General features: G+C 62.4%; 18 protein-coding genes. 9 read left to right on the forward strand and 9 right to left on the reverse strand.

The genetic code is table 11. From position 1 onward, the window contains the following. Position 1: 1 nt before the first annotated feature. Both INQ47_RS09935 and INQ47_RS09940 read left to right on the forward strand, forming a co-directional pair. Entirely contained in the window at positions 2–2,347 is a 2,346-nt protein-coding gene (locus INQ47_RS09935; RefSeq protein ID WP_404701601.1) for an FdhF/YdeP family oxidoreductase, read from the forward strand. 195 nt (positions 2,348–2,542) lie between these two features. Further along, entirely contained in the window at positions 2,543–3,022 is a 480-nt protein-coding gene (locus INQ47_RS09940; RefSeq protein WP_401100391.1) for a glycine zipper domain-containing protein, read from the forward strand. Positions 3,023–3,075: 53 nt separating this feature from the next. Here the strand turns inward: INQ47_RS09940 and INQ47_RS09945 are convergent, their stop codons facing one another. The 3 genes from INQ47_RS09945 to hslO form a co-directional block, all read right to left on the reverse strand. Next, a complete protein-coding gene (locus INQ47_RS09945; protein ID WP_404701602.1) occupies positions 3,076–3,516 on the reverse strand; it encodes an acyl-CoA thioesterase in 441 nt (146 codons plus the stop codon). A gap of 294 nt (positions 3,517–3,810) precedes the next feature. After that, positions 3,811–5,352 (reverse strand): phosphoenolpyruvate carboxykinase, encoded by a 1,542-nt coding sequence (locus tag INQ47_RS09950; RefSeq protein ID WP_012270058.1) that lies wholly within the window; start codon positions 5,350–5,352, stop codon positions 3,811–3,813. Positions 5,353–5,531: 179 nt separating this feature from the next. Beyond that, a complete protein-coding gene (hslO, locus tag INQ47_RS09955) occupies positions 5,532–6,431 on the reverse strand; it encodes an Hsp33 family molecular chaperone HslO (protein WP_103443305.1) in 900 nt (299 codons plus the stop codon). A gap of 119 nt (positions 6,432–6,550) precedes the next feature. Here hslO and INQ47_RS09960 point away from each other — a divergent pair, with 119 nt between their 5' ends. After that, positions 6,551–7,345 carry a phosphatase PAP2 family protein gene (locus tag INQ47_RS09960; protein ID WP_176685250.1) on the forward strand — a complete coding sequence of 265 codons (795 nt, stop codon included), beginning with the start codon at positions 6,551–6,553 and terminating at the stop codon, positions 7,343–7,345. Positions 7,346–7,372: 27 nt separating this feature from the next. Here INQ47_RS09960 and INQ47_RS09965 read toward each other — a convergent pair whose 3' ends face one another. Further along, positions 7,373–7,774, reverse strand: a complete 402-nt coding sequence (locus INQ47_RS09965) for an RNA-binding S4 domain-containing protein (RefSeq protein WP_404701603.1) — start codon at positions 7,772–7,774, stop codon at positions 7,373–7,375. 109 nt (positions 7,775–7,883) lie between these two features. Here INQ47_RS09965 and INQ47_RS09970 point away from each other — a divergent pair, with 109 nt between their 5' ends. Both INQ47_RS09970 and rimK read left to right on the forward strand, forming a co-directional pair. After that, on the forward strand, positions 7,884–8,366 hold the full coding sequence (locus INQ47_RS09970) for an ATP-dependent zinc protease (RefSeq protein WP_028697326.1): 483 nt from the start codon (positions 7,884–7,886) through the stop codon (positions 8,364–8,366). Beyond that, positions 8,363–9,268: a 30S ribosomal protein S6--L-glutamate ligase gene (rimK, locus tag INQ47_RS09975; RefSeq protein WP_021782598.1), complete on the forward strand. Its 906-nt coding sequence runs from the start codon at positions 8,363–8,365 to the stop codon at positions 9,266–9,268. The genes INQ47_RS09970 and rimK overlap by 4 nt, the downstream gene beginning before the upstream one ends. A gap of 90 nt (positions 9,269–9,358) precedes the next feature. Here the strand turns inward: rimK and INQ47_RS09980 are convergent, their stop codons facing one another. Next, positions 9,359–10,672 (reverse strand): ATP-binding protein, encoded by a 1,314-nt coding sequence (locus tag INQ47_RS09980; RefSeq protein ID WP_103443304.1) that lies wholly within the window; start codon positions 10,670–10,672, stop codon positions 9,359–9,361. A gap of 13 nt (positions 10,673–10,685) precedes the next feature. Further along, on the reverse strand, positions 10,686–11,426 hold the full coding sequence (ompR, locus tag INQ47_RS09985) for a two-component system response regulator OmpR (protein ID WP_012270052.1): 741 nt from the start codon (positions 11,424–11,426) through the stop codon (positions 10,686–10,688). Positions 11,427–11,643: 217 nt separating this feature from the next. On the opposite strand from ompR, the gene INQ47_RS09990 reads away from it, so the two are divergent. The 4 genes from INQ47_RS09990 (at position 11,644) to INQ47_RS10005 (ending at position 16,714) form a co-directional block, all read left to right on the forward strand. Further along, the gene (locus tag INQ47_RS09990; RefSeq protein ID WP_252461666.1) at positions 11,644–13,968 is read left to right on the forward strand and encodes a Tex family protein; all 2,325 of its coding nucleotides are present in this window, start codon (positions 11,644–11,646) and stop codon (positions 13,966–13,968) included. After that, complete coding sequence (locus INQ47_RS09995; RefSeq protein WP_003255824.1) at positions 13,968–14,351, forward strand: PaaI family thioesterase; 384 nt, start codon at positions 13,968–13,970, stop codon at positions 14,349–14,351. The genes INQ47_RS09990 and INQ47_RS09995 overlap by 1 nt, the downstream gene beginning before the upstream one ends. 138 nt (positions 14,352–14,489) lie before the next feature. Then, entirely contained in the window at positions 14,490–16,082 is a 1,593-nt protein-coding gene (gene gshA, locus INQ47_RS10000) for a glutamate--cysteine ligase (RefSeq protein WP_404701604.1), read from the forward strand. Then, entirely contained in the window at positions 16,082–16,714 is a 633-nt protein-coding gene (locus tag INQ47_RS10005) for a TetR/AcrR family transcriptional regulator (protein ID WP_176685255.1), read from the forward strand. The genes gshA and INQ47_RS10005 overlap by 1 nt, the downstream gene beginning before the upstream one ends. Before the next feature lie 141 nt (positions 16,715–16,855). Here the strand turns inward: INQ47_RS10005 and INQ47_RS10010 are convergent, their stop codons facing one another. From INQ47_RS10010 to ssuC, 3 genes are read right to left on the reverse strand one after another with little or no spacing between them, the layout of a single operon-like run. Then, entirely contained in the window at positions 16,856–17,071 is a 216-nt protein-coding gene (locus INQ47_RS10010; RefSeq protein ID WP_008095172.1) for a molybdopterin-binding protein, read from the reverse strand. A 27-nt stretch (positions 17,072–17,098) separates the two neighbouring features. Beyond that, positions 17,099–17,911, reverse strand: a complete 813-nt coding sequence (gene ssuB, locus INQ47_RS10015; protein WP_404701605.1) for an aliphatic sulfonates ABC transporter ATP-binding protein — start codon at positions 17,909–17,911, stop codon at positions 17,099–17,101. Continuing rightward, entirely contained in the window at positions 17,908–18,705 is a 798-nt protein-coding gene (ssuC, locus tag INQ47_RS10020; protein WP_404701606.1) for an aliphatic sulfonate ABC transporter permease SsuC, read from the reverse strand. The genes ssuB and ssuC overlap by 4 nt, the downstream gene beginning before the upstream one ends. Position 18,706: the final 1 nt, after the last annotated feature.

Raw genomic sequence — 18,706 nt, forward strand, 5'->3', positions numbered from 1 at the left:
CGTGACCTCGTACCAACCTCTTCCGGACAACGCCCCAGCCTCCCCCCCTCGCTACAAGCCCTACCACGGCCCCGCCGGCGGTTGGGGCGCACTGCGTAGCGTGGCCAAGGCCTGGGTCGGCAGCGATAATGCGCTGAAGAACATTCGCGCTCTGCTCAAGACCAACCAGAACGGCGGTTTCGACTGCCCCGGCTGCGCCTGGGGCGATTCGCCGGAAAGCGGCATGGTCAAGTTCTGCGAGAACGGCGCCAAGGCGGTGAACTGGGAAGCTACCAAGCGCCGTGTCGATGCGGCTTTCTTCGCCCGTTACAGTGTCACCTCGCTGCTGCAGCAGAGCGACTACTGGCTGGAGTACCAAGGGCGTCTGACCGAACCGATGGTCTACGACGCACCAAGCGACCGTTACCTGCCGATCAGCTGGGACGCCGCCTTCGCCCTGATCGCCCGCGAGTTGAACAAGCTGGCCAACCCTGACCAGGCCGAGTTCTATACCTCGGGGCGAGCCAGCAACGAAGCGGCGTACCTGTACCAGCTGTTCGTGCGAGCCTACGGCACCAACAACTTCCCTGACTGCTCGAACATGTGCCATGAGGCCAGCGGCGTGGCATTGGGGCAAAGCGTCGGGGTTGGCAAGGGTACTGTCACCTTCGACGACTTCGAGCACGCCGACTCCATTTTTGTCTGGGGCCAGAACCCCGGCACCAACCACCCACGCATGCTCGACCCATTGCGCGATGCGGTAAAACGTGGCGCCCAGGTGGTGTGCATCAACCCGCTCAAGGAGCGTGGTCTGGAGCGCTTCCAGCACCCCCAGAACCCACTGGAAATGCTGACCAACAGTGACCGCCCGACCAACACCGCCTTCTTCCGCCCGGCCCTGGGTGGGGACATGGCGATGCTGCGTGGCATGGCCAAGTTCGTCCTGCAATGGGAACGCGAAGCCCAGGCCAACGGCGAGCCGGCCGTATTCGATCACGCCTTCATCGCCGAACATGGCCACGGTGTCGACGAATACCTGGCCGCAGTGGACGCCACACCCTGGTCGCACATCCAGGCACAGTCCGGCCTGACGCTGGCCGATATCGAACTGGCTGCGCGCATGTACTGCCGGGGCAAGCGGGTGATCATGTGCTGGGCGATGGGCATCACCCAACACCGTCATTCGGTGCCGACCATTCAGGAAATCGTCAACCTGCAGATGCTGCGCGGCAACATCGGCGCGCCCGGGGCCGGCCTGTGCCCGGTGCGTGGCCACAGCAACGTGCAGGGCGACCGCACCATGGGCATCAACGAGCGCCCGCCAGAGGCGCTGCTGGATGCCATCGAAAAGCGCTTTGGTTTCCCCGTGCCACGGCGCAATGGCCATAACACCGTCGAAGCCATTCACGCGATGCTCGATGGCCGGGCCAAGGTTTTCATCGGTCTGGGCGGCAACTTCGCCCAGGCCACACCCGACACTGAGCGTACCGCCCAGGCGCTGCGCAACTGCGAGCTGACCGTGCACATCAGCACCAAGCTCAACCGTAGCCACCTGGTCCATGGCAAGCAGGCACTGATCCTGCCGTGCCTGGGCCGCACCGACATCGACCTGCAGGCCGACGGGCCGCAGGCCGTCACGGTGGAAGACTCGTTCAGCATGGTCCACGCCTCCAACGGCCAACTCAAGCCGTTGTCGACACAAATGCGCTCGGAGCCTGCGGTGATCGCCGGCATTGCCGCCGCCACGCTGGGCAAACAACCGGTGGACTGGCACTGGCTGGTGGCCGACTACGACCGTATCCGCGACCTGATCGGCGATACCATTGCCGGTTTCAGCGACTTTAACCAGCGCCTGCGTCACCCGGGGGGCTTCTATCTGGGCAACAGCGCGGCCAGCCGTGAATGGGAAACCAGCACCGGCCGCGCCAACTTCAAGGCCAACCTGCTGCCCGACACGCTGCTTGACGAACGCGTACGCGCCAGCGGCCAGTTGCCAGACCTGATCATGCAGTCGATGCGCTCGCACGATCAGTACAACACCACTATCTATGGCCTGGACGACCGCTACCGCGGCGTGCGCGGCCAGCGCGAGGTGCTGTTCGCCAACGAGGCCGACATCATCCGCCTGGGCTTCCAGCCGGGGCAGAAGGTCGACATCGTTTCGCTGTGGGGGGATGAACATGTGCGCCGGGTGCAAGGCTTTACCCTTCTGGCCTTCGACATCCCTGCCGGGCAGGCGGCGGCGTATTACCCGGAGGTGAACCCGCTGGTGCCACTGGAGAGCATTGGCGTTGGTAGCCATACGCCAACATCGAAGTTCATTGCCATAAAGCTGGAGCGCGCGCAGGACGACGGGCGTATCCTGTAGAAATGAAAAAGCCCTGTTCCGTGGCGGTTCAGGGCTTTGTCATAAGGGTCTCAGACAGCCTGAAAACGATAAAGTTTCATAGTAAATACAGCTAGTTAGAGAATTGTGTACAACTCGTGTTACTCGTCGGATTTCCGTTGCCAGCCACGCCTCTTAGCCTCAAATTCGCCTCGTCATCCCTATGAGGCTCTCTCGATGAAGAAGTACTCCTCGATTCTGTTGTTGTCTTTCAGCTTGCTAAGCGGCGTTGCCATGGCAGGCGGCACCACCGAGGCCGGCATTGGCGGCGCATTGGGTGGGGTACTGGGCTCAGTGGTGGGCAACTCCATCGGTGGCAGCACCGGTGGCGCCATTGGTGCCGGTCTGGGCGGTGCGGCAGGCGGCGCATTGGGCGCCGACAAGCGCCAGCGCGGTGAAGCCGCTATCGGCGGCGCGCTGGGTGCTGCCGGCGGTAACGTGGTGGGTCGCTCGGTGGGTGGCACCACCGGTAGCTACATTGGCGCAGCAGCTGGCGGTGGTGCCGGTGGTGCACTGGGTAACTACATGGGCAACAAGGCCGACGAAGACGAGCGCCACGAGAATCGCCGCTACCGTCGCGACTACGACGGCCGTCGTCACTGGGACCGTGGTCGCCACTACGGCCACCGCAAGCACAAGCGCCACTGGCGTGACTAACGCCTGAGGGCCCTGCCCCGGCAACAAAACCCCGTCCCTGCCAGCGGGGTTTTTTATGCCTGTCGCTCCAGCACAAGGCCGGACAGGATCACCTGCAGCGCCTCTGGCAACGCCACAGGCCGGCCGCTGGCGCGCTCGATGAACACCTGCACCACCGTACCTGCCGCGCACGCGTCCGGCTCGCCCGGACGGTACAGCGCCAGCCGGTACTCTACCGTGCTGCCCACCAGACGTGTCACTCCCAGCCCTACCTCCAACAAATCCGGGAAGCCCGGCAGCGCGTAGAAATCCGCAGCCGAACTGACCACGAAGGCGGCCAGTTCACCGTGTCGCAGGTCCAGTTCGGCCTGCTCGACGAGAAATGCCTGGATCGCGGTTTCGAAGAAGCCGTGCACCGTTGCACCGGCGATGTGGCCGTTCAGGTCGTTGTCCTGGGGGCGGGTGAGGATCGGGTGGAAGTGGGAGAAGGCAGTGCGCTGAGGGGCTTCGGTCATCTGGCTGACTCTTGTCTTCGCAATGGATGCTGACAGTGAAACAGAAAAACCAGCTTTTCGCTGCCTAAGCGGGCCCCTTCGCGGGCAAGCCCGCTCCTCCAACGGCCTGCGCCCCCGATGTGCGCCCACCACCGATCAGTGTGTAGGAGCGGGTTTACCCGCGAATATGATGGCGGCTGCGACGGTGAACCACGGTTGGAAATTGGCCAGCAGGTCCAGCCCTTTCGCGGGTAAACCCGCTCCCACAAAAAAGCCGCCCCTCGGGGCGGCTTTCTCGTTGCGGCTAAGCTCAGCTTACAGCTGCGGGCCAGCGGCTTTGATGGCGTCGGAAACTTCGAACTTCTTGAAGTTTTCGATGAACAGCTTGGCCAGACCTTTGGCAGCCTCGTCGTAGGCCGCTTTGTCAGCCCAGTTGGTGCGCGGGTTGAGCAGTTCGGTTTCAACGCCAGGAACGGCCTTCGGCACGTCCAGGTTGATGATGTCCAGGTGCTCGGTTTCGGCACCAACCAGTGCGCCGCTCTGGATTGCAGCGATCACGGCACGGGTGGTGGGGATGCTGAAGCGCTTGCCAACGCCGTAGCCACCACCAGTCCAGCCGGTGTTGACCAGGTAAACCTTGGAGTTGAAGCCGTTGATACGCTTGATCAGCAACTCGGCATACTCACCAGCCGGGCGCGGGAAGAACGGTGCGCCGAAGCAGGTGGAGAAGGTCGACTTGATGCCGCCGCCCGAGCCCATTTCAGTGGAACCGACCAGCGCGGTGTAGCCGGACAGGAAGTGGTAGGCCGCCTGCTCGTTGTTCAGGATCGAAACCGGAGGCAGAACACCTGTCAGGTCGCAGGTGAGGAAGATCACTGCGTTAGGCTCGCCGCCCAGGTTCGCTTCCGAACGCTTGGCAACGTGCTCCAGCGGGTAGGCCGCACGGCTGTTCTGGGTCAGGCTGACATCGGTGTAATCGGCGTGCTTGTTGGCGTCGAGAACGACGTTTTCAAGTACTGCGCCGTGCTTGATGGCTTTCCAGATGACCGGCTCGTTCTTCTCGGACAGGTCGATGCACTTGGCGTAGCAGCCGCCTTCCATGTTGAAGACAACGCCTTCGCCCCAACCGTGCTCGTCATCACCGATCAGGTAACGGCTTTCGTCTGCCGAAAGGGTGGTCTTGCCAGTGCCGGACAGGCCGAAGAACAAGGTCACATCGCCTTCTTCGCCAATGTTGGCCGCGCAGTGCATAGGCAGTACGTCGGCAGCCGGCAGCAGGAAGTTTTGCACCGAGAACATGGCTTTCTTCATTTCACCGGCGTAGCGCATGCCAGCGATCAGCACTTTCTTCTGGGCGAAGTTGATGATCACGCAACCGTCGGAGTTGGTGCCGTCACGCTCAGGTTCGCACACGAAGTTGGCAACGTTGAGGACCTGCCACTGGTCGCGGCCAGCCGGGTTGAACTGCTCCGGGTTGATGAACAGGCAACGACCGAACAGGTTCTGCCAGGCAGTCTGGGTGGTCATCTTCACCGGCAGGTAGTGCTCGGCTGCAGCCCCTACGTGAACATAGGAAACGAAGTGATCCTGGGCGTTGTTGAACGCCTCGACGCGAGCCCACAGGGCATCGAATTTGTCAGCCGGGAACTTGCGGTTGATCGGGCCCCAGGAAATGGCGTCCTGGGTGGAAGGTTCTTCGACGATGAAACGGTCAGCCGGCGAACGGCCGGTACGGTGACCAGTCTCCACGACCAGTGCGCCAGTATCGGCTAGTACGCCTTCACCGCGTTGCAGCGCTTCTTTTACCAGCTCATCGACGCTCAGGTCGGTGTACACGGTGTTGTTGGCTTGCGTCATGAGATACCCCATCCGGCCCGAGGCCGAGTGCTCCAAACGTTTTGTAGTTGTCTTGAAAAAACTACTACAGCGAAAAAAGTGGCCGGATTATGCCAGAAACGCCCAAAAAAAGTAGGCCCCTCCTGTCAGAACTGCGCTTTTGCGCAATTCGACAGGAGATTATCCTGAGCTTTAACGTTTCAGTGACGAGTTTCTGAGGCCACGTCAGTACCGCCACCCGCAAACAGTTGCGCCACATCGCTGGCATCGAAGAAGTAGCGCTCGTTGCAGAACTGGCAATCGATCTCCACCGTCCCGCCACACTCTTCCACCAGCGCCTTGGCGTCGTGTTCGCCCAGACTGACCAACGCATTGCCGGAGCGTTCCCGCGAACAGCTGCAATTGAAGCGCAGTGGCTGAATATCGAACAGGCGCACGGCATCTTCGTGGTACAGGCGGTGCAGCAGGGTTTCGTTGCCCTCTGTCCACTCTTCCGGCTTGAGCGTCTTGGCCAGGGCCACTACGTGCTGCCAGCTGTCTTCGCGCTCTTCATCATCCGGCTGGCGATCTCGCGGCAGTTGCTGCAGCAATAGCCCACGGGCCTTGCCGCCTTCTGCATTGAGCCAGAAACGGGTATTGAGCTGCTGCGACTGAACGAAGTAGTTGGTGAAACATTCCGACAGGTTGGCGCCATCGAGGTCGACGGTCCCCTGGTAGCGCTGGCCCTTGACCGGGTCGATGGTCAGGGTCAGGTGGCCGTCGGGCATCAGCTGCGACAGGGTGGCACCCGCCGGAATCTGGTCCGCTTCGTAGCGGGCCATGCCGCGGATTTCGCGGTCGCTGGAACATTCCACCATCAGCAGCGGAATCGGCCCAGCCGAACGCGCCTGCAGAATCAGCAGGCCATCGAACTTCATCGCCCCCACCAGCAAGGCGGTGGCGGCCATCAACTCACCGAGCAGCACCTTGACCGGCTGGGGGTACTCATGACGCGCCAACACTGCGGCGTAGCTGTCATCGAGAGACACCCACTCGCCGCGCACATCGCGCTCGTCGAAGATGAAACGTTGGGTGAAATCGGTATCAGGCAATTCGCTCATAGGTTTTGGCTATCTGAAAATGATGACAAAATGGTTACAAGGGTTGTCGCGAACCTGCGAGAGCCCATGACAGAGCGCTCACTCGGCGCTCCGATTTCTGTTTGCAATAGAGGTATTTTATGGACAATCGACCACTGTTCCAAGCAAGGTGGTCCTGGGGGCCACTGGCAGCCTGTACGCTGCTTCCCATCGCTCTACTGTGTTTCTGGTTATGGCCCATTGGCCAGATCCTGTGCCTGACTTTCGACGAGTGGCTGTTCCGCAGCCTGAACGCACCACTGGCAGACAATACTGCCTGGCGTAATATCTGGGCACTTGGCAGCCTGCGCCCGTTCGATATCGTCGTCGGTCTGATCCTGCTGGCAGTGCTCATCCGTGGTGACTGGGTGTTCAAGGCCGCTCAGGTTCGCCAGGCATTTTTCGGCTTTCTGGTCACGCTACTCCTCTTAGTGGTGATTCGCGCGCTGTTTTCCAAGTGGGTGGATGCAGCCGGGTGGCAACACAAGAGCCCATCGATGATCTTCGACGACGTCGTGCACCTGAGTGACTATTACCCGAATCTGGAGGCTGCCTGGGAACTCAAGGACCGTTCCAGCAAGAGTTTCCCGGGTGATCACGCCTCGGTGCTGTTGGTCTGGGCGCTGTTCATGAGCGTGTTCAGCCGCGGCCTTTTGCAGTACCTGGTTGTCTGGGGGTTGGCGCTGCTGTTCATGCTGCCACGCCTGGTAGCCGGTGCTCACTGGGGGCAGGACGACTACATTGGCGGCTTGCTGATGGCGGTGCTGGCGCTGGGCTGGAGCTACTACACGCCGCTGGCGGCCAAAGGCAGCGAGGCGTTGATGCGCTGGACAGCGCCGTTGTTCAAGCTGCTGTCCACGTTACCGCTGGTCGGGCGAATGGCGGTGTTCCGTTAGATGCCTGGGGCTGCATGGCAGCCCCATTCAATCGTAACTTCCATGCAGCTGGTGGATCTGCCGCCGCTGCTTCTTGGTCGGCCGGCCATCGGTGGTCACGCCCATGGCCCCGGCCTTACGCATCTCAGCGGCCTGTTCACGGCGACGCACACTTTCTTTGGTTTCCTCGTACAACGTCTGCGCCTCCGGGGCACCACGACGCACCATCGACAGCGCCTTCACCACCACGGTGCGCTCATCGAACCCGGTACGCAGTACGAACTCGTCGCCCACCCGCGGCTCCTTGCCCGGCTTGCAACGCTCGCCCCGGCAATGCACCTTGCCACTCTCGATCGCCGCCTTGGCCAACGCTCGGGTCTTGTAGAAGCGCGCCGCCCATAGCCATTTGTCCAGGCGAACCTTGTCGTCGTCTTCGGCTTTTTGTGCCATCCCGTTACCTCGGATTCTGTCTTTCATCGAACTGTACTACCTTCACATACGGATGCAAAAAGTCGCCGCCGTGCTTAAAGTTCACCACCTCATTCGCAGGGTGCGCTTCGTGAAGACATTTGACCATTTGACTGTGATCGGCCTGCGCGAGTGGGTCGCCTTGCCTGACCTCGGCGTGGCCGGGCTGCGCGCCAAGATCGACACCGGTGCCAGCACGTCGAGCCTGCATGCCACCGAGGTGGAACCCTTCGAGCGCGACGGCCAGCCCTGGGTTCGCTTCACTGCGCACCTGGGTTCGGTGGTGCAGTTGCGTCACCGCCGCTGCGAAGCACCGCTGGTGACCATGAAGACCATCAAGAGCTCCAACGGCCACGCCCAGACTCGCTACGTCATCCGCACGTCATTGGCGCTGGGTGATGGTGTGTGGGAGGTGGAGTTCACCCTGGCCTGCCGCAAGAGCATGCGCTACCGCCTGTTGCTTGGCTCCAAGGCCCTGATACATGGCCAGCTGGTGGTCAACCCCGGCCTGAAATACGTACAAGACAAACCGGCCTTCCCGGCCACCCTTTCCCCTGTCACAGGTGCTGCATGAAGATCGCTGTGCTGTCGCGCAATCCGCGTCTGTATTCCACCCGCCGCCTGGTCGAAGCCGGTACCCAGCGTGGCCACGAAATGGTGGTGATCGATACCCTGCGGGCCTACATGAACATTGCCAGCCACAAGCCGCAGATCCACTACCGCGGCAAGCCACTGGAAGGCTTCGATGCAGTGATCCCGCGCATAGGTGCTTCGGTTACCTTCTATGGCTGCGCGGTGCTACGCCAGTTCGAAATGATGGGCGTATACCCGCTCAACGAGTCGGTCGCCATTGCCCGCTCGCGCGACAAGCTGCGCTCGTTGCAACTGTTGTCGCGGCGCGGCATCGGCCTGCCGATCACCGGTTTCGCCCACTCGCCGGACGATATCCCCGACCTGATCCAGATGGTCAACGGTGCCCCGCTGGTGATCAAGGTACTGGAAGGCACCCAGGGCATCGGCGTGGTGCTGTGCGAAACTCCCCAGGCGGCCGAGTCGGTGATCGAAGCGTTCATGGGCCTCAAGCAGGACATCATGGTTCAGGAGTACATCAAGGAAGCCGGTGGCGCAGATATTCGATGCTTCGTGGTAGGCGATAAGGTAATTGCCTCGATGAAGCGTCAGGCCAAGCCGGGCGAGTTCCGCTCCAACCTGCACCGGGGTGGCGTCGCCAGCCTGATAAAAATCACACCTGAAGAGCGCATCACCGCAATTCGGGCGGCCAAGGTGATGGGGTTGAGCGTGGCGGGCGTGGACATCCTGCGCTCCAACCACGGGCCGTTGGTGATGGAGGTAAACTCGTCACCGGGGCTGGAGGGCATTGAAGTCACCACCGGCAAGAACGTGGCCGGGATGATCATCGAGCACCTGGAGAAGAATGGCGGGCCCAATCAGACCCGGACCAAGGGCAAAGGCTGATTTAGCCTGCAGCGGTGTCTTCACGGCTAAAGCCCCCACAGGTACTGCACAACCCTGTAGGGCTTTAGCCGCGAAGAGGCCCGGTGAGCCTCACACAGCATTACGCGGCAGCAGCAGCCCCAGCGGCAACCTGACCCGCGCCTCGATCCCGCCGCCAGACCTGTTACGCAACTCCACATTCCCGCCATGTTGCGCAGCAATCCGCTTGACGATCGCCAGCCCCAACCCGGTGCCCTTGCCACCCCGCGCACGATCACCGCGAATGAACGGGTTGAAGATGGTTTCCAGCTCCGACTCGTCGATACCGGTGCCGCGGTCCAGCACGCTGAGCACCACATACGGCGCACTCTCATCCCCCGACACATAGGCAGCCACCTCGACCCCCTTGCCAGCATGGTGCAGGGCGTTGCCGATCAGGTTGCCCAGCATGCGCTTGAGCGAAACCCGGCGCAGCGGAAACGGTGGAATCGGCTCCAGGCACAGGCGCACGCGCTCTTCCGGCTGGTTGTACGGAGCCACCACCTCACGCACCAGATCAGCAAGGTCGACCTCCTCCACCGGCTCGTCACGGCCATCGCGGATGAAGGCCAGGAACTGGTCGAGGATCGCGTCCATGTCCTCGATATCGCGAACCATGTCATCGCTCAGCTCGTTGTCGCTGTTCAGCAACGACAGCGACAGGCGCAGCCGCGTCAGTGGTGTGCGCAAGTCGTGGGAAACCCCGGCCAGCATCAGCTCGCGCTCACGCCCGGCCTGCTCGACATCTTCGGCCATCTGGTTGAACGCCTTGTACACCTCGGTCATCTCGCTGGGGGTATCGCTGATCGGCAGGCGCACACTGCGCCCCTGGCCAAGCTGGCGGGCGGCGAACACCAGGCGCTTGAGCGGCTGGTTCAACTGGCGCACAAAAATCCACGCCGAGGCGGTAGACAACAAACCAATGGCCAGGAACCAGCCCAGCACGTTCCAGATCTTCTGCCCACGCAATGGGTGCGGGTACAGCGGCACCTTCAGCCAACCTGGGCCAAGGCTTGGCGCATTGACCCACAACGCCGGAGGCGCATGAATGCGCAACCGCACCTCGGTGTCTTCACCCAACTCGGCCTGCATCTGCCGTTGGTAGATTTCACTGTAAGGCCAATGCTGCTCGCCTTCGGGCACACCCGAGCCGGTCACCCGGATAAGGCCTGCCGCCTCGGCGATCTTGTCGCGGTTTTCTTCGTCGGCGGCCCAATAGGCGCGCAAGGTCAGCGCTACACCATGGCTGTACTGACGGTCGACCAGCACGTCCTCGTTCATCAGCAGGTAGACCAGGGTCAGCGCCTTGGAGAACAGAACGACGATCAACACCAGCCACAGGGTGCGGGCGAAGAAACTTTGCGGAAACCAGAGCGGTGTTTTCATCGACGTCCAGGCATCATTTTCCGGCGTTTCCGTCCGGTACGAACACGTAGCCGACGCCCCAGACAGTCTGGATGTAACGCGGCTTGGACGGGTCCGGCTCGATCATGCGACGCAGGCGTGAGATCTGCACGTCGATGGAACGCTCCAGCGCATCCCATTCGCGGCCGCGCGCCAGGTTCATCAGCTTGTCGCGGGTCAACGGCTCGCGGGCGTGCATCACCAGGGCCTTGAGCACAGCGAACTCACCAGTGGTAAGCATGTGCACTTCGTCGCCACGCTTGAGCTCGCGGGTGGCCAGCGACAGCTCATAGTCGCCGAAGGTGACCGACTCGTCTTCGCTGCCCGGCGCTCCCGGCACGCTAGGCGCCTGGCGGCGCAGCACAGCCTTGACCCGGGCCATCAGTTCGTCCGGGTTGAACGGTTTGCCCAGGTAGTCGTCGGCGCCCAGCTCCAGGCCCTTGATGCGGCTGAGCTCGTCGCCCTTGGCGGTCAGCATGATGATCGGGATCTGGTTGTTCTGCTGGCGCAGGCGCTTGCACGCGGACAGGCCGTCCTCACCTGGCAACATCAGGTCGAGCACCACCAGGTTGAACACCTCGCGCTGCAGCAGGCGGTCCATCTGCTCGGTGTTGGGCACTGCACGGGCACGGTAGCCCTTGCTGGTGAAGAAACGTTCCAGCAGGCTGCTCAGCCCCGGATCGTCGTCGACGATGAGAATCTTGTCACCTTCAGCGGTGTTTGGCGTGCCGGTCATGAATAACTCCTCTGATATCGCCGCGCATTATGGCGTAGCCATTGCTGCACGTTGCGTGAGCATTGTTAGCAGATTTTTCCCCCGGCGCCAGTTCCGGCTGGCCGGGCGCCATCACCGCAAGCCGTTTGCGATGGGTATAATGCGCGGCTTTCATCCAGCGCCGCCGGGCAAAAGGCCCACAGGCGACCCCCGTATTCACAAATGTCAGGTGGTTTACATGGACAGCATCAACAGCCGTATCGCCGAGGAACTGGGCGTACGCCCGCAGCAGGTCGAGGCGGCCGTGAGCCTGTTGGACGAAGGCTCGACCGTGCCCTTCATCGCCCGCTACCGCAAGGAAGTGACCGGTAGCCTTGACGACACTCAGTTGCGCCACCTGGAAGAGCGTCTGCGCTACCTGCGCGAACTCGACGAGCGCCGCGCCAGCATCCTTTCCAGTATCGAGGAACAGGGCAAGCTGACCCCGGAACTGGCCCGCGAGATCAAGCTGGCCGACACCAAGACCCGCCTCGAAGACCTGTACCTGCCCTACAAGCAGAAGCGCCGCACCAAGGGCCAGATCGCCCTGGAAGCCGGCCTTGGCGAACTGGCCGATGGCCTGTTCAACGACCCGACCCTGGCCCCGGAAAGCGAAGCCGCACGCTTCGTCAACGCCGAAAAGGGCGTGGCCGACGTCAAGGCCGCGCTGGAAGGCGCCAAATACATCCTGATGGAGCGTTTTGCCGAAGACGCCGCCCTGCTCGACAAGCTGCGCAGCTACCTCAAGCAGGAAGCCGTGCTCAGCGCCCGCGTCGTGGCCGGCAAGGAAGAAGAAGGTGCCAAGTTCCGCGACTATTTCGCTCATGACGAGCTGCTGCGTACTGCACCGTCGCACCGTGCCCTGGCGATCTTCCGCGGGCGCAACGAAGGCGTGTTGAGCGTCTCGCTGAAGGTAGGCGAAGAACTGCCCGGCACCCTGCACCCGTGCGAGCTGATGATCGGCAACCACGTCGGCATCGAAAACCGCAGCCGACCGGCCGACAAGTGGCTGGGTGAAGTGGTGCGCTGGACCTGGAAGGTCAAGCTGTACACCCACCTGGAAACCGACCTGTTCGGCGAGCTGCGCGACAATGCCGAAGGCGAGGCGATCAACGTGTTCGCCCACAACCTGCACGATCTGTTGCTGGCCGCACCGGCCGGCCCGCGCGCCACCCTGGGCTTCGACCCGGGCCTGCGCACCGGCTGCAAGATCGCCGTGGTCGACGCAACCGGCAAGTTGCTGGACCACACCACGGTCTACCCGCACGCGCCGAAGAACGACTGGGACCGCACCATTTCCATCATGGCCGCACTGTGCGCCAAACACTCGGTGGAACTGATCGCCATCGGCAACGGCACCGCCAGCCGCGAAAGCGACAAGCTGGTGGCCGAGCTGGTCAAGAAATATCCAGCCTTGAAAATCACCAAGATCATGGTCTCCGAAGCCGGTGCTTCGGTGTACTCGGCATCGGAACTGGCCGCCCGCGAGTTCCCGGACCTGGACGTGTCGATCCGCGGCGCCGTGTCGATCGCCCGTCGCCTGCAGGATCCGCTGGCCGAGCTGGTGAAAATCGATCCGAAATCCATCGGTGTCGGCCAGTACCAGCACGACGTCTCCCAGCTGAAGCTGGCACGTGGCCTGGACGCTGTGGTCGAGGACTGTGTGAACGCCGTGGGCGTGGACGTGAACACCGCTTCGGTGGCACTGCTGACGCGCATCTCCGGCCTCAATGCCACCCTGGCACAGAACATCGTCGCCCACCGCGATGCCAATGGTCCGTTTGCCACCCGGGCAGCGTTGAAAAAGGTCAGCCGCCTGGGTGAGAAAACTTTCGAGCAGGCCGCCGGCTTCCTGCGTGTGATGAACGGCGACAACCCGCTGGACGCCTCTGCGGTGCACCCTGAGGCCTACCCGCTGGTGCAGCGCATTGCTGCCGATACCGACCGCGACATCCGTTCGCTGATTGGTGACAGCAGCTTCCTCAAGCGCTTGGACCCGAAAAAATTCACCGACGAAACCTTCGGCCTGCCAACCGTCACCGACATCCTGCAAGAGCTGGACAAGCCCGGCCGCGACCCACGTCCGGAGTTCAAGACCGCCACCTTCCAGGACGGCGTCGAAGACCTCAAGGACCTGGAACCGGGCATGATCCTCGAAGGCGTGGTGACCAACGTTACCAACTTCGGTGCCTTCGTCGACATCGGCGTGCACCAGGACGGCCTGGTGCACATCTCGGCGCTGTCGGAGAAGTTCGTCAAAGACCCGCGTGAAGCGGTCAAGGCCGGCGATGTGGTCAAGGTGAAGGTCATGGAAGTGGACATCCCGCGCAAACGCGTCGGCCTGTCCATGCGCATGAGCGACACCCCGGGCGAGAAGGTCGAAGGCAACCGCGGCGGCAACCGTGGCAATGGCGGCAATCGCCAGCAGCAGGCACCGCGTCAGCGCGAAACCACCACTGCCGCTCCGGCCAACAACGCCATGGCCGCCCTGTTCGCCAACGCAAAGCAGTTGAAGAAGAAGTAATGGACGTACCACGTGAGTACGTCGAAAGCGCCTTCAGCCAGCTGCTGGGCTGCCGCCTGCAACACCTGGACACCGGTGTTGCCGAGGTAGCCCTGGCGCTCGAGCCACAGTTGCGCAACCGTGGCCAGAAGCTGCACGGCGGGGCAATCTTCAGCCTGGTGGATATCGCCATGGGCCTGGCCTGCTCGGCCAGCCATGGCTTTGACCAGCAAAGCGTCACCATCGAGTGCAAGATCAACTACATGCGTGCCGTCAGCGACGGCGAAGTGCTGTGTACCGCCCGGGTGCTGCACGCAGGGCGGCGCACCCTGGTGGTCGACGCCGACGTAGTTCAGGGCGACAAGCTGGTGGCCAAAGCGCAAGGAACCTTCGCGGTTCTCTAGCTCACCAAGCCGTATCTGCGGTATTTTCAGCAGTGCGCTGGCACTGCTGGAACCGCGTAAACCAGGCGACAACGCCAGTTCCTTTCTTCCTACCCTTGTAGACCGTTATCTCTACCCCCATATTGGGGCGACTGACGCGTGAAGGAATACATCTTGAGCGACCTCCTCAACCGCCGCCTGAGCCTGCTCGGCGCCAATCTCCCCCTGCTCAAGCAGTGCCTGCACGGTATTGAGCGCGAATGCCTGCGCGTGACCGACGAAGGTCGCCTGGCCCAGACCCCGCATCCGGAAGCACTGGGATCGGCGCTGACCAACGAGCAGATCACCACCGATTATTCCGAGTCGCTGCTGGAGTTCATCACCCCAGCGCTGGCCGACCCGGCCAAGGTGCTCGAAAGCCTCGAAGAGACCCACCGTTTCGTCTACAGCAAGCTGGGCGACGAATACCTGTGGAGCCCGTCGATGCCATGCACGCTGCCGGCCGAGGAGGACATCCCGATCGCCGAGTACGGCAGCTCGAATATTGGCAAGCTCAAACACGTCTACCGCAAGGGCCTGGCCCTGCGTTACGGCCGCACCATGCAGTGTATTGCCGGTATCCATTACAACTTCTCGCTGCCCGAAGCGCTTTGGCCATTGCTGCACGAAGACGAAGGCAGTACGGAAAATGACCGCGACTACCAGTCGTCGGCTTACATCGCGCTGATTCGTAACTTCCGCCGCTACAGCTGGCTGCTGATGTACCTGTTCGGCGCCTCGCCGGCACTGGACAAAGGCTTCCTGCGTGGCCGCCCGCACCAGCTTGAAGAGCTGGATGCCGAAACCCTGTTCCTGCCCTACGCCACCAGCCTGCGCATGAGCGACCTGGGCTACCAGAGCAATGCCCAGGCCGGCCTTACGCCCTGCTACAACAACCTGGCCAGCTACACCGACAGCCTGCGCAAGGCCGTTGGCACGCCCTACCCGCCGTACGTTGAAGTCGGCACGCATGTGGATGGCGAGTGGGTTCAGCTGAACACCAACATTCTGCAGATCGAAAACGAGTACTACTCGAACATTCGCCCCAAGCGGGTCACCTACTCCGGCGAACGGCCGATCCAGGCCCTGACTTCACGCGGTGTGCAGTATGTGGAAGTGCGTTGCCTGGACATCAACCCGTTCCTGCCGGTAGGTATCGACCTGACCGAGGCGCGCTTCCTCGACGCATTCCTGCTGTTCTGCGCGCTGGAAGACAGCCCGCAACTGGACAACGGCGAGTGCGGCCAGTGCACCAGCAACTTCCTGACCGTGGTCAAGGAAGGTCGTCGTCCTGGCCTGGAGTTGCACCGCAATGGCCAGCCGATCAGCCTGAAGGACTGGGCCAGCGAGCTGATCGAGCGTATCCGCGAGTTGGCCAACCTGCTCGATCAGGCGCAAGGCTCTGATGAGCACGCCAAGGCCCTGGATGCCCAGCAGGCCAAGGTCGACGACACCTCACTGACCCCGTCTGCCCAGGTGCTGGCACGCATGACCGAGCATGACGAGAGCTTCGTCCAGTTCTCGCTGCGCCAGAGCCGTGTGCACGCCGAGACTTTCCGCGAGCAACCACTGAGCAACGAAAAACAGCAGGCATTCGAGACGTTGGCCCGCGAGTCGCTCGCCAGGCAGTCTGAGCTGGAACAGGAAGAAGTCGGTGACTTCGACCTGTTCGTTGGCGCCTACCAGGCCAGCATCCTGGCAATCAGCAGCTGATGAACCGCACCACTACCCCGCGCAAACCGCGCGCCAGCAGCCAGGCCAGAATTGAGGCGATCCTGGCGGCTGCGCGTGAGCTGTTGGCCGAGCAAGGGGTGGCGGCACTTTCTATCTACAGCGTGGCCGAGCGGGCGCAGATTCCACCGTCGTCGGTGTATCACTTCTTCGCCAGCGTGCCGGCCTTGCTGGAGGCGCTTACTGCGGATGTACACCGGGCGTTTCGCGAAGCCCTGAGCGCACCGATCGACAGCAGCGCGTTCAGCACCTGGCACGAGCTGTCACGGCTGATCGAAGAACGCATGCTTGATATCTATAACGAGGATGCGGCAGCGCGGCAGTTGATCCTGGCGCAGCATGGCCTGAGCGAGGTGGTGCAGGCCGACCGGCAGCACGACATGGAACTGGGCGACTTGATGTACAAGTTGTTCGACCAGCATTTTCACCTGCCGGTGATGCCACTGGATGTGGATGTGTTTGCCCTGGGCATGGAATTGAGCGACCGGGTGTATGCACGGTCGGTGCAGTTGCACGAGGCGATCACCCCGCGCATGGCCGAGGAAGGCAAGCGTGTATTCGAGGCGTATCTGGGGTTGTATCTGCCGCCGTATCTGGCCAAGCGTTCCAGCTGAGAAATCTGGGGCCGCTTGGCGGCCCTTCGCGGGCACGCCCGCTCCCACAGAGACCGCGCACACCCTGGAGCTTGCGAAGTACCTGTGGGAGCGGGCGTGCCCGCGAAGGCTGCAAAGCAGCCCCATTATCGAGCAGCAGCATCACAGCTTGGCAATAGACACTTCAGTCGACTTTACGAAGGCAATCACTTCGCTGCCAACCTGTAGCTCCAGCTCTTTTACCGAGCGGGTGGTGATGACCGAAGTCACGATACCCGAGGCAGTCTGCACGTCGATTTCCGACAGTACCGGGCCTTCTAGGATTTCTTTCACAGTACCTTTGAACTGGTTGCGAACGTTGATGGCTTTGATAGTCATGGTTTGCTTCCTTTTGGCTTCCGGGATTCAGTGCGCCCAACGCAGTTGCGTGGGCAGAGGGGCTACAGGGTCCGGCTCGGGCGCAGTGCCCGGGGTGGACAGAACACGGTTGAGCACTTCGCTTTCCAGCGCGGCCAGACGGTGCGAACCACGCGCCCGGGGCCGTGCCAGGTCAACAGTGAGGTCGAGCCCGACCTCGCCGTCCTCAATCAGGATCACCCGGTCAGCCACGGCAACCGCCTCGCTGACGTCGTGGGTGACCAGCAGCACAGTGAAGCCGTGCTGACGCCACAGGCGTTCGATCAGTTGCTGCATCTCGATGCGGGTCAATGCATCCAGCGCCCCCAGTGGCTCGTCCAGCAGCAGCAGACGGGGCTGGTGAATCAAGGCTCGGGCCAAAGCCACGCGCTGCTTCTGGCCTCCCGAGAGCGCTGCCGGCCATTCGTTGGCGCGGTCGGCCAGGCCAACCGCATCCAAGGCCTCCAGCGCACGCGAGCGCCAGTCGCCAGACAGCCCAAGGCCAACGTTGTCGATCACCCTCTTCCACGGCAGCAGCCGCGCGTCCTGGAACATCAGGCGGGTTTCTTCACGGGCCTCTTCCAGCGGCGCGGCACCGGCCAGCAACCGACCAGCGGTGGGCTGGTCCAGCCCGGCCAGCAGCCGCAGCAAGGTGCTCTTGCCGCAGCCGCTGCGGCCGACAATAGCTACGAACTGGCCGGCCGGGATGTGCAGGTCGATGCCCTTCAACACGTCGCGCTGGCCAAAGGCCTTGCGCAGGCCCTTGGAGGCCAGCGGGATGCCACGCAGCAGGCGTGGCGGCTGTTCCTTGAACACGGTCATGCGCCCTCCTTCCTGGCAACTTGATAGGCCGGGTGCCAGCGCAGCCAGGCACGCTCCAGGCCTCGGGCCGCAAGGTCGGCAAGCTTGCCGAGCACGGCGTACAGGACGATGGCCAGCACGACCACGTCGGTCTGAAGAAATTCGCGAGCATTCATGGCCAGGTAGCCGATGCCAGCGTTGGCTGAAATGGTTTCGGCAACAATCAGCGTCAGCCACATGAAGCCCAGGGCAAAACGCACACCCACCAGGATCGAAGGCAGCGCCCCCGGCAGGATCACCTGGCGGAACAGGCCGAAGCCGGACAAGCCATAGCTGCGCGCCATTTCCACCAACGCTGGGTCAACGTTGCGAATGCCGTGGTAGGTGTTCAGATAGATCGGAAACAGCGTGCCCAGCGCGACCAGGAAGATCTTTGCCGACTCGTCGATACCGAACCACAGGATCACCAGCGGGATCAGCGCGAGGTGCGGCACGTTGCGGATCATCTGTACCGAGCTGTCGAGCAGGCGTTCGCCCCAGTTCGACAGGCCAGTGATGAAACCCAGTACCAGGCCGATGCTGCCGCCGATCACAAAGCCCAGGCCTGCACGCCAGCCGCTGATGGCCAGATGGGTCCAGATTTCGCCGCTGCGCACCAGCTCGACGCCAGCGCTTAACACTGCGCTAGGCGCCGGCAGGATACGCATCGACAGCCAGCCAGCGCTCACGGCCAGCTGCCATATTGCCAACAGCAGCACCGGCAGCGCCCACGGCGCCAGGCGCTGGGTCAGGTTGGAGGAAGTTGCACGACTCATG

Source organism: Pseudomonas sp. 3HC3, from assembly GCF_044904505.1.
GTDB lineage: Bacteria > Pseudomonadota > Gammaproteobacteria > Pseudomonadales > Pseudomonadaceae > Aquipseudomonas > Aquipseudomonas putida_Y.

Excerpts from the sequence above, each read along its gene's own strand:
- INQ47_RS09950 (WP_012270058.1), bottom strand. The coding sequence starts at position 5,352 with ATGACGCAAGCCAACAACACCGTGTACACCGACCTGAGCGTCGATGAG.
- INQ47_RS09965 (WP_404701603.1), bottom strand. The coding sequence starts at position 7,774 with ATGGCACAAAAAGCCGAAGACGACGACAAGGTTCGCCTGGACAAATGG.
- INQ47_RS09940 (WP_401100391.1), top strand. The coding sequence starts at position 2,543 with ATGAAGAAGTACTCCTCGATTCTGTTGTTGTCTTTCAGCTTGCTAAGC.
- INQ47_RS09945 (WP_404701602.1), bottom strand. The coding sequence starts at position 3,516 with ATGACCGAAGCCCCTCAGCGCACTGCCTTCTCCCACTTCCACCCGATC.
- ssuB (WP_404701605.1), bottom strand. The coding sequence starts at position 17,911 with ATGACCGTGTTCAAGGAACAGCCGCCACGCCTGCTGCGTGGCATCCCG.
- ssuC (WP_404701606.1), bottom strand. The coding sequence starts at position 18,705 with ATGAGTCGTGCAACTTCCTCCAACCTGACCCAGCGCCTGGCGCCGTGG.
- hslO (WP_103443305.1), bottom strand. The coding sequence starts at position 6,431 with ATGAGCGAATTGCCTGATACCGATTTCACCCAACGTTTCATCTTCGAC.
- INQ47_RS10005 (WP_176685255.1), top strand. The coding sequence starts at position 16,082 with ATGAACCGCACCACTACCCCGCGCAAACCGCGCGCCAGCAGCCAGGCC.
- rimK (WP_021782598.1), top strand. The coding sequence starts at position 8,363 with ATGAAGATCGCTGTGCTGTCGCGCAATCCGCGTCTGTATTCCACCCGC.
- INQ47_RS10010 (WP_008095172.1), bottom strand. The coding sequence starts at position 17,071 with ATGACTATCAAAGCCATCAACGTTCGCAACCAGTTCAAAGGTACTGTG.
- INQ47_RS09990 (WP_252461666.1), top strand. The coding sequence starts at position 11,644 with ATGGACAGCATCAACAGCCGTATCGCCGAGGAACTGGGCGTACGCCCG.
- ompR (WP_012270052.1), bottom strand. The coding sequence starts at position 11,426 with ATGACCGGCACGCCAAACACCGCTGAAGGTGACAAGATTCTCATCGTC.
- INQ47_RS09960 (WP_176685250.1), top strand. The coding sequence starts at position 6,551 with ATGGACAATCGACCACTGTTCCAAGCAAGGTGGTCCTGGGGGCCACTG.
- INQ47_RS09995 (WP_003255824.1), top strand. The coding sequence starts at position 13,968 with ATGGACGTACCACGTGAGTACGTCGAAAGCGCCTTCAGCCAGCTGCTG.
- INQ47_RS09980 (WP_103443304.1), bottom strand. The coding sequence starts at position 10,672 with ATGAAAACACCGCTCTGGTTTCCGCAAAGTTTCTTCGCCCGCACCCTG.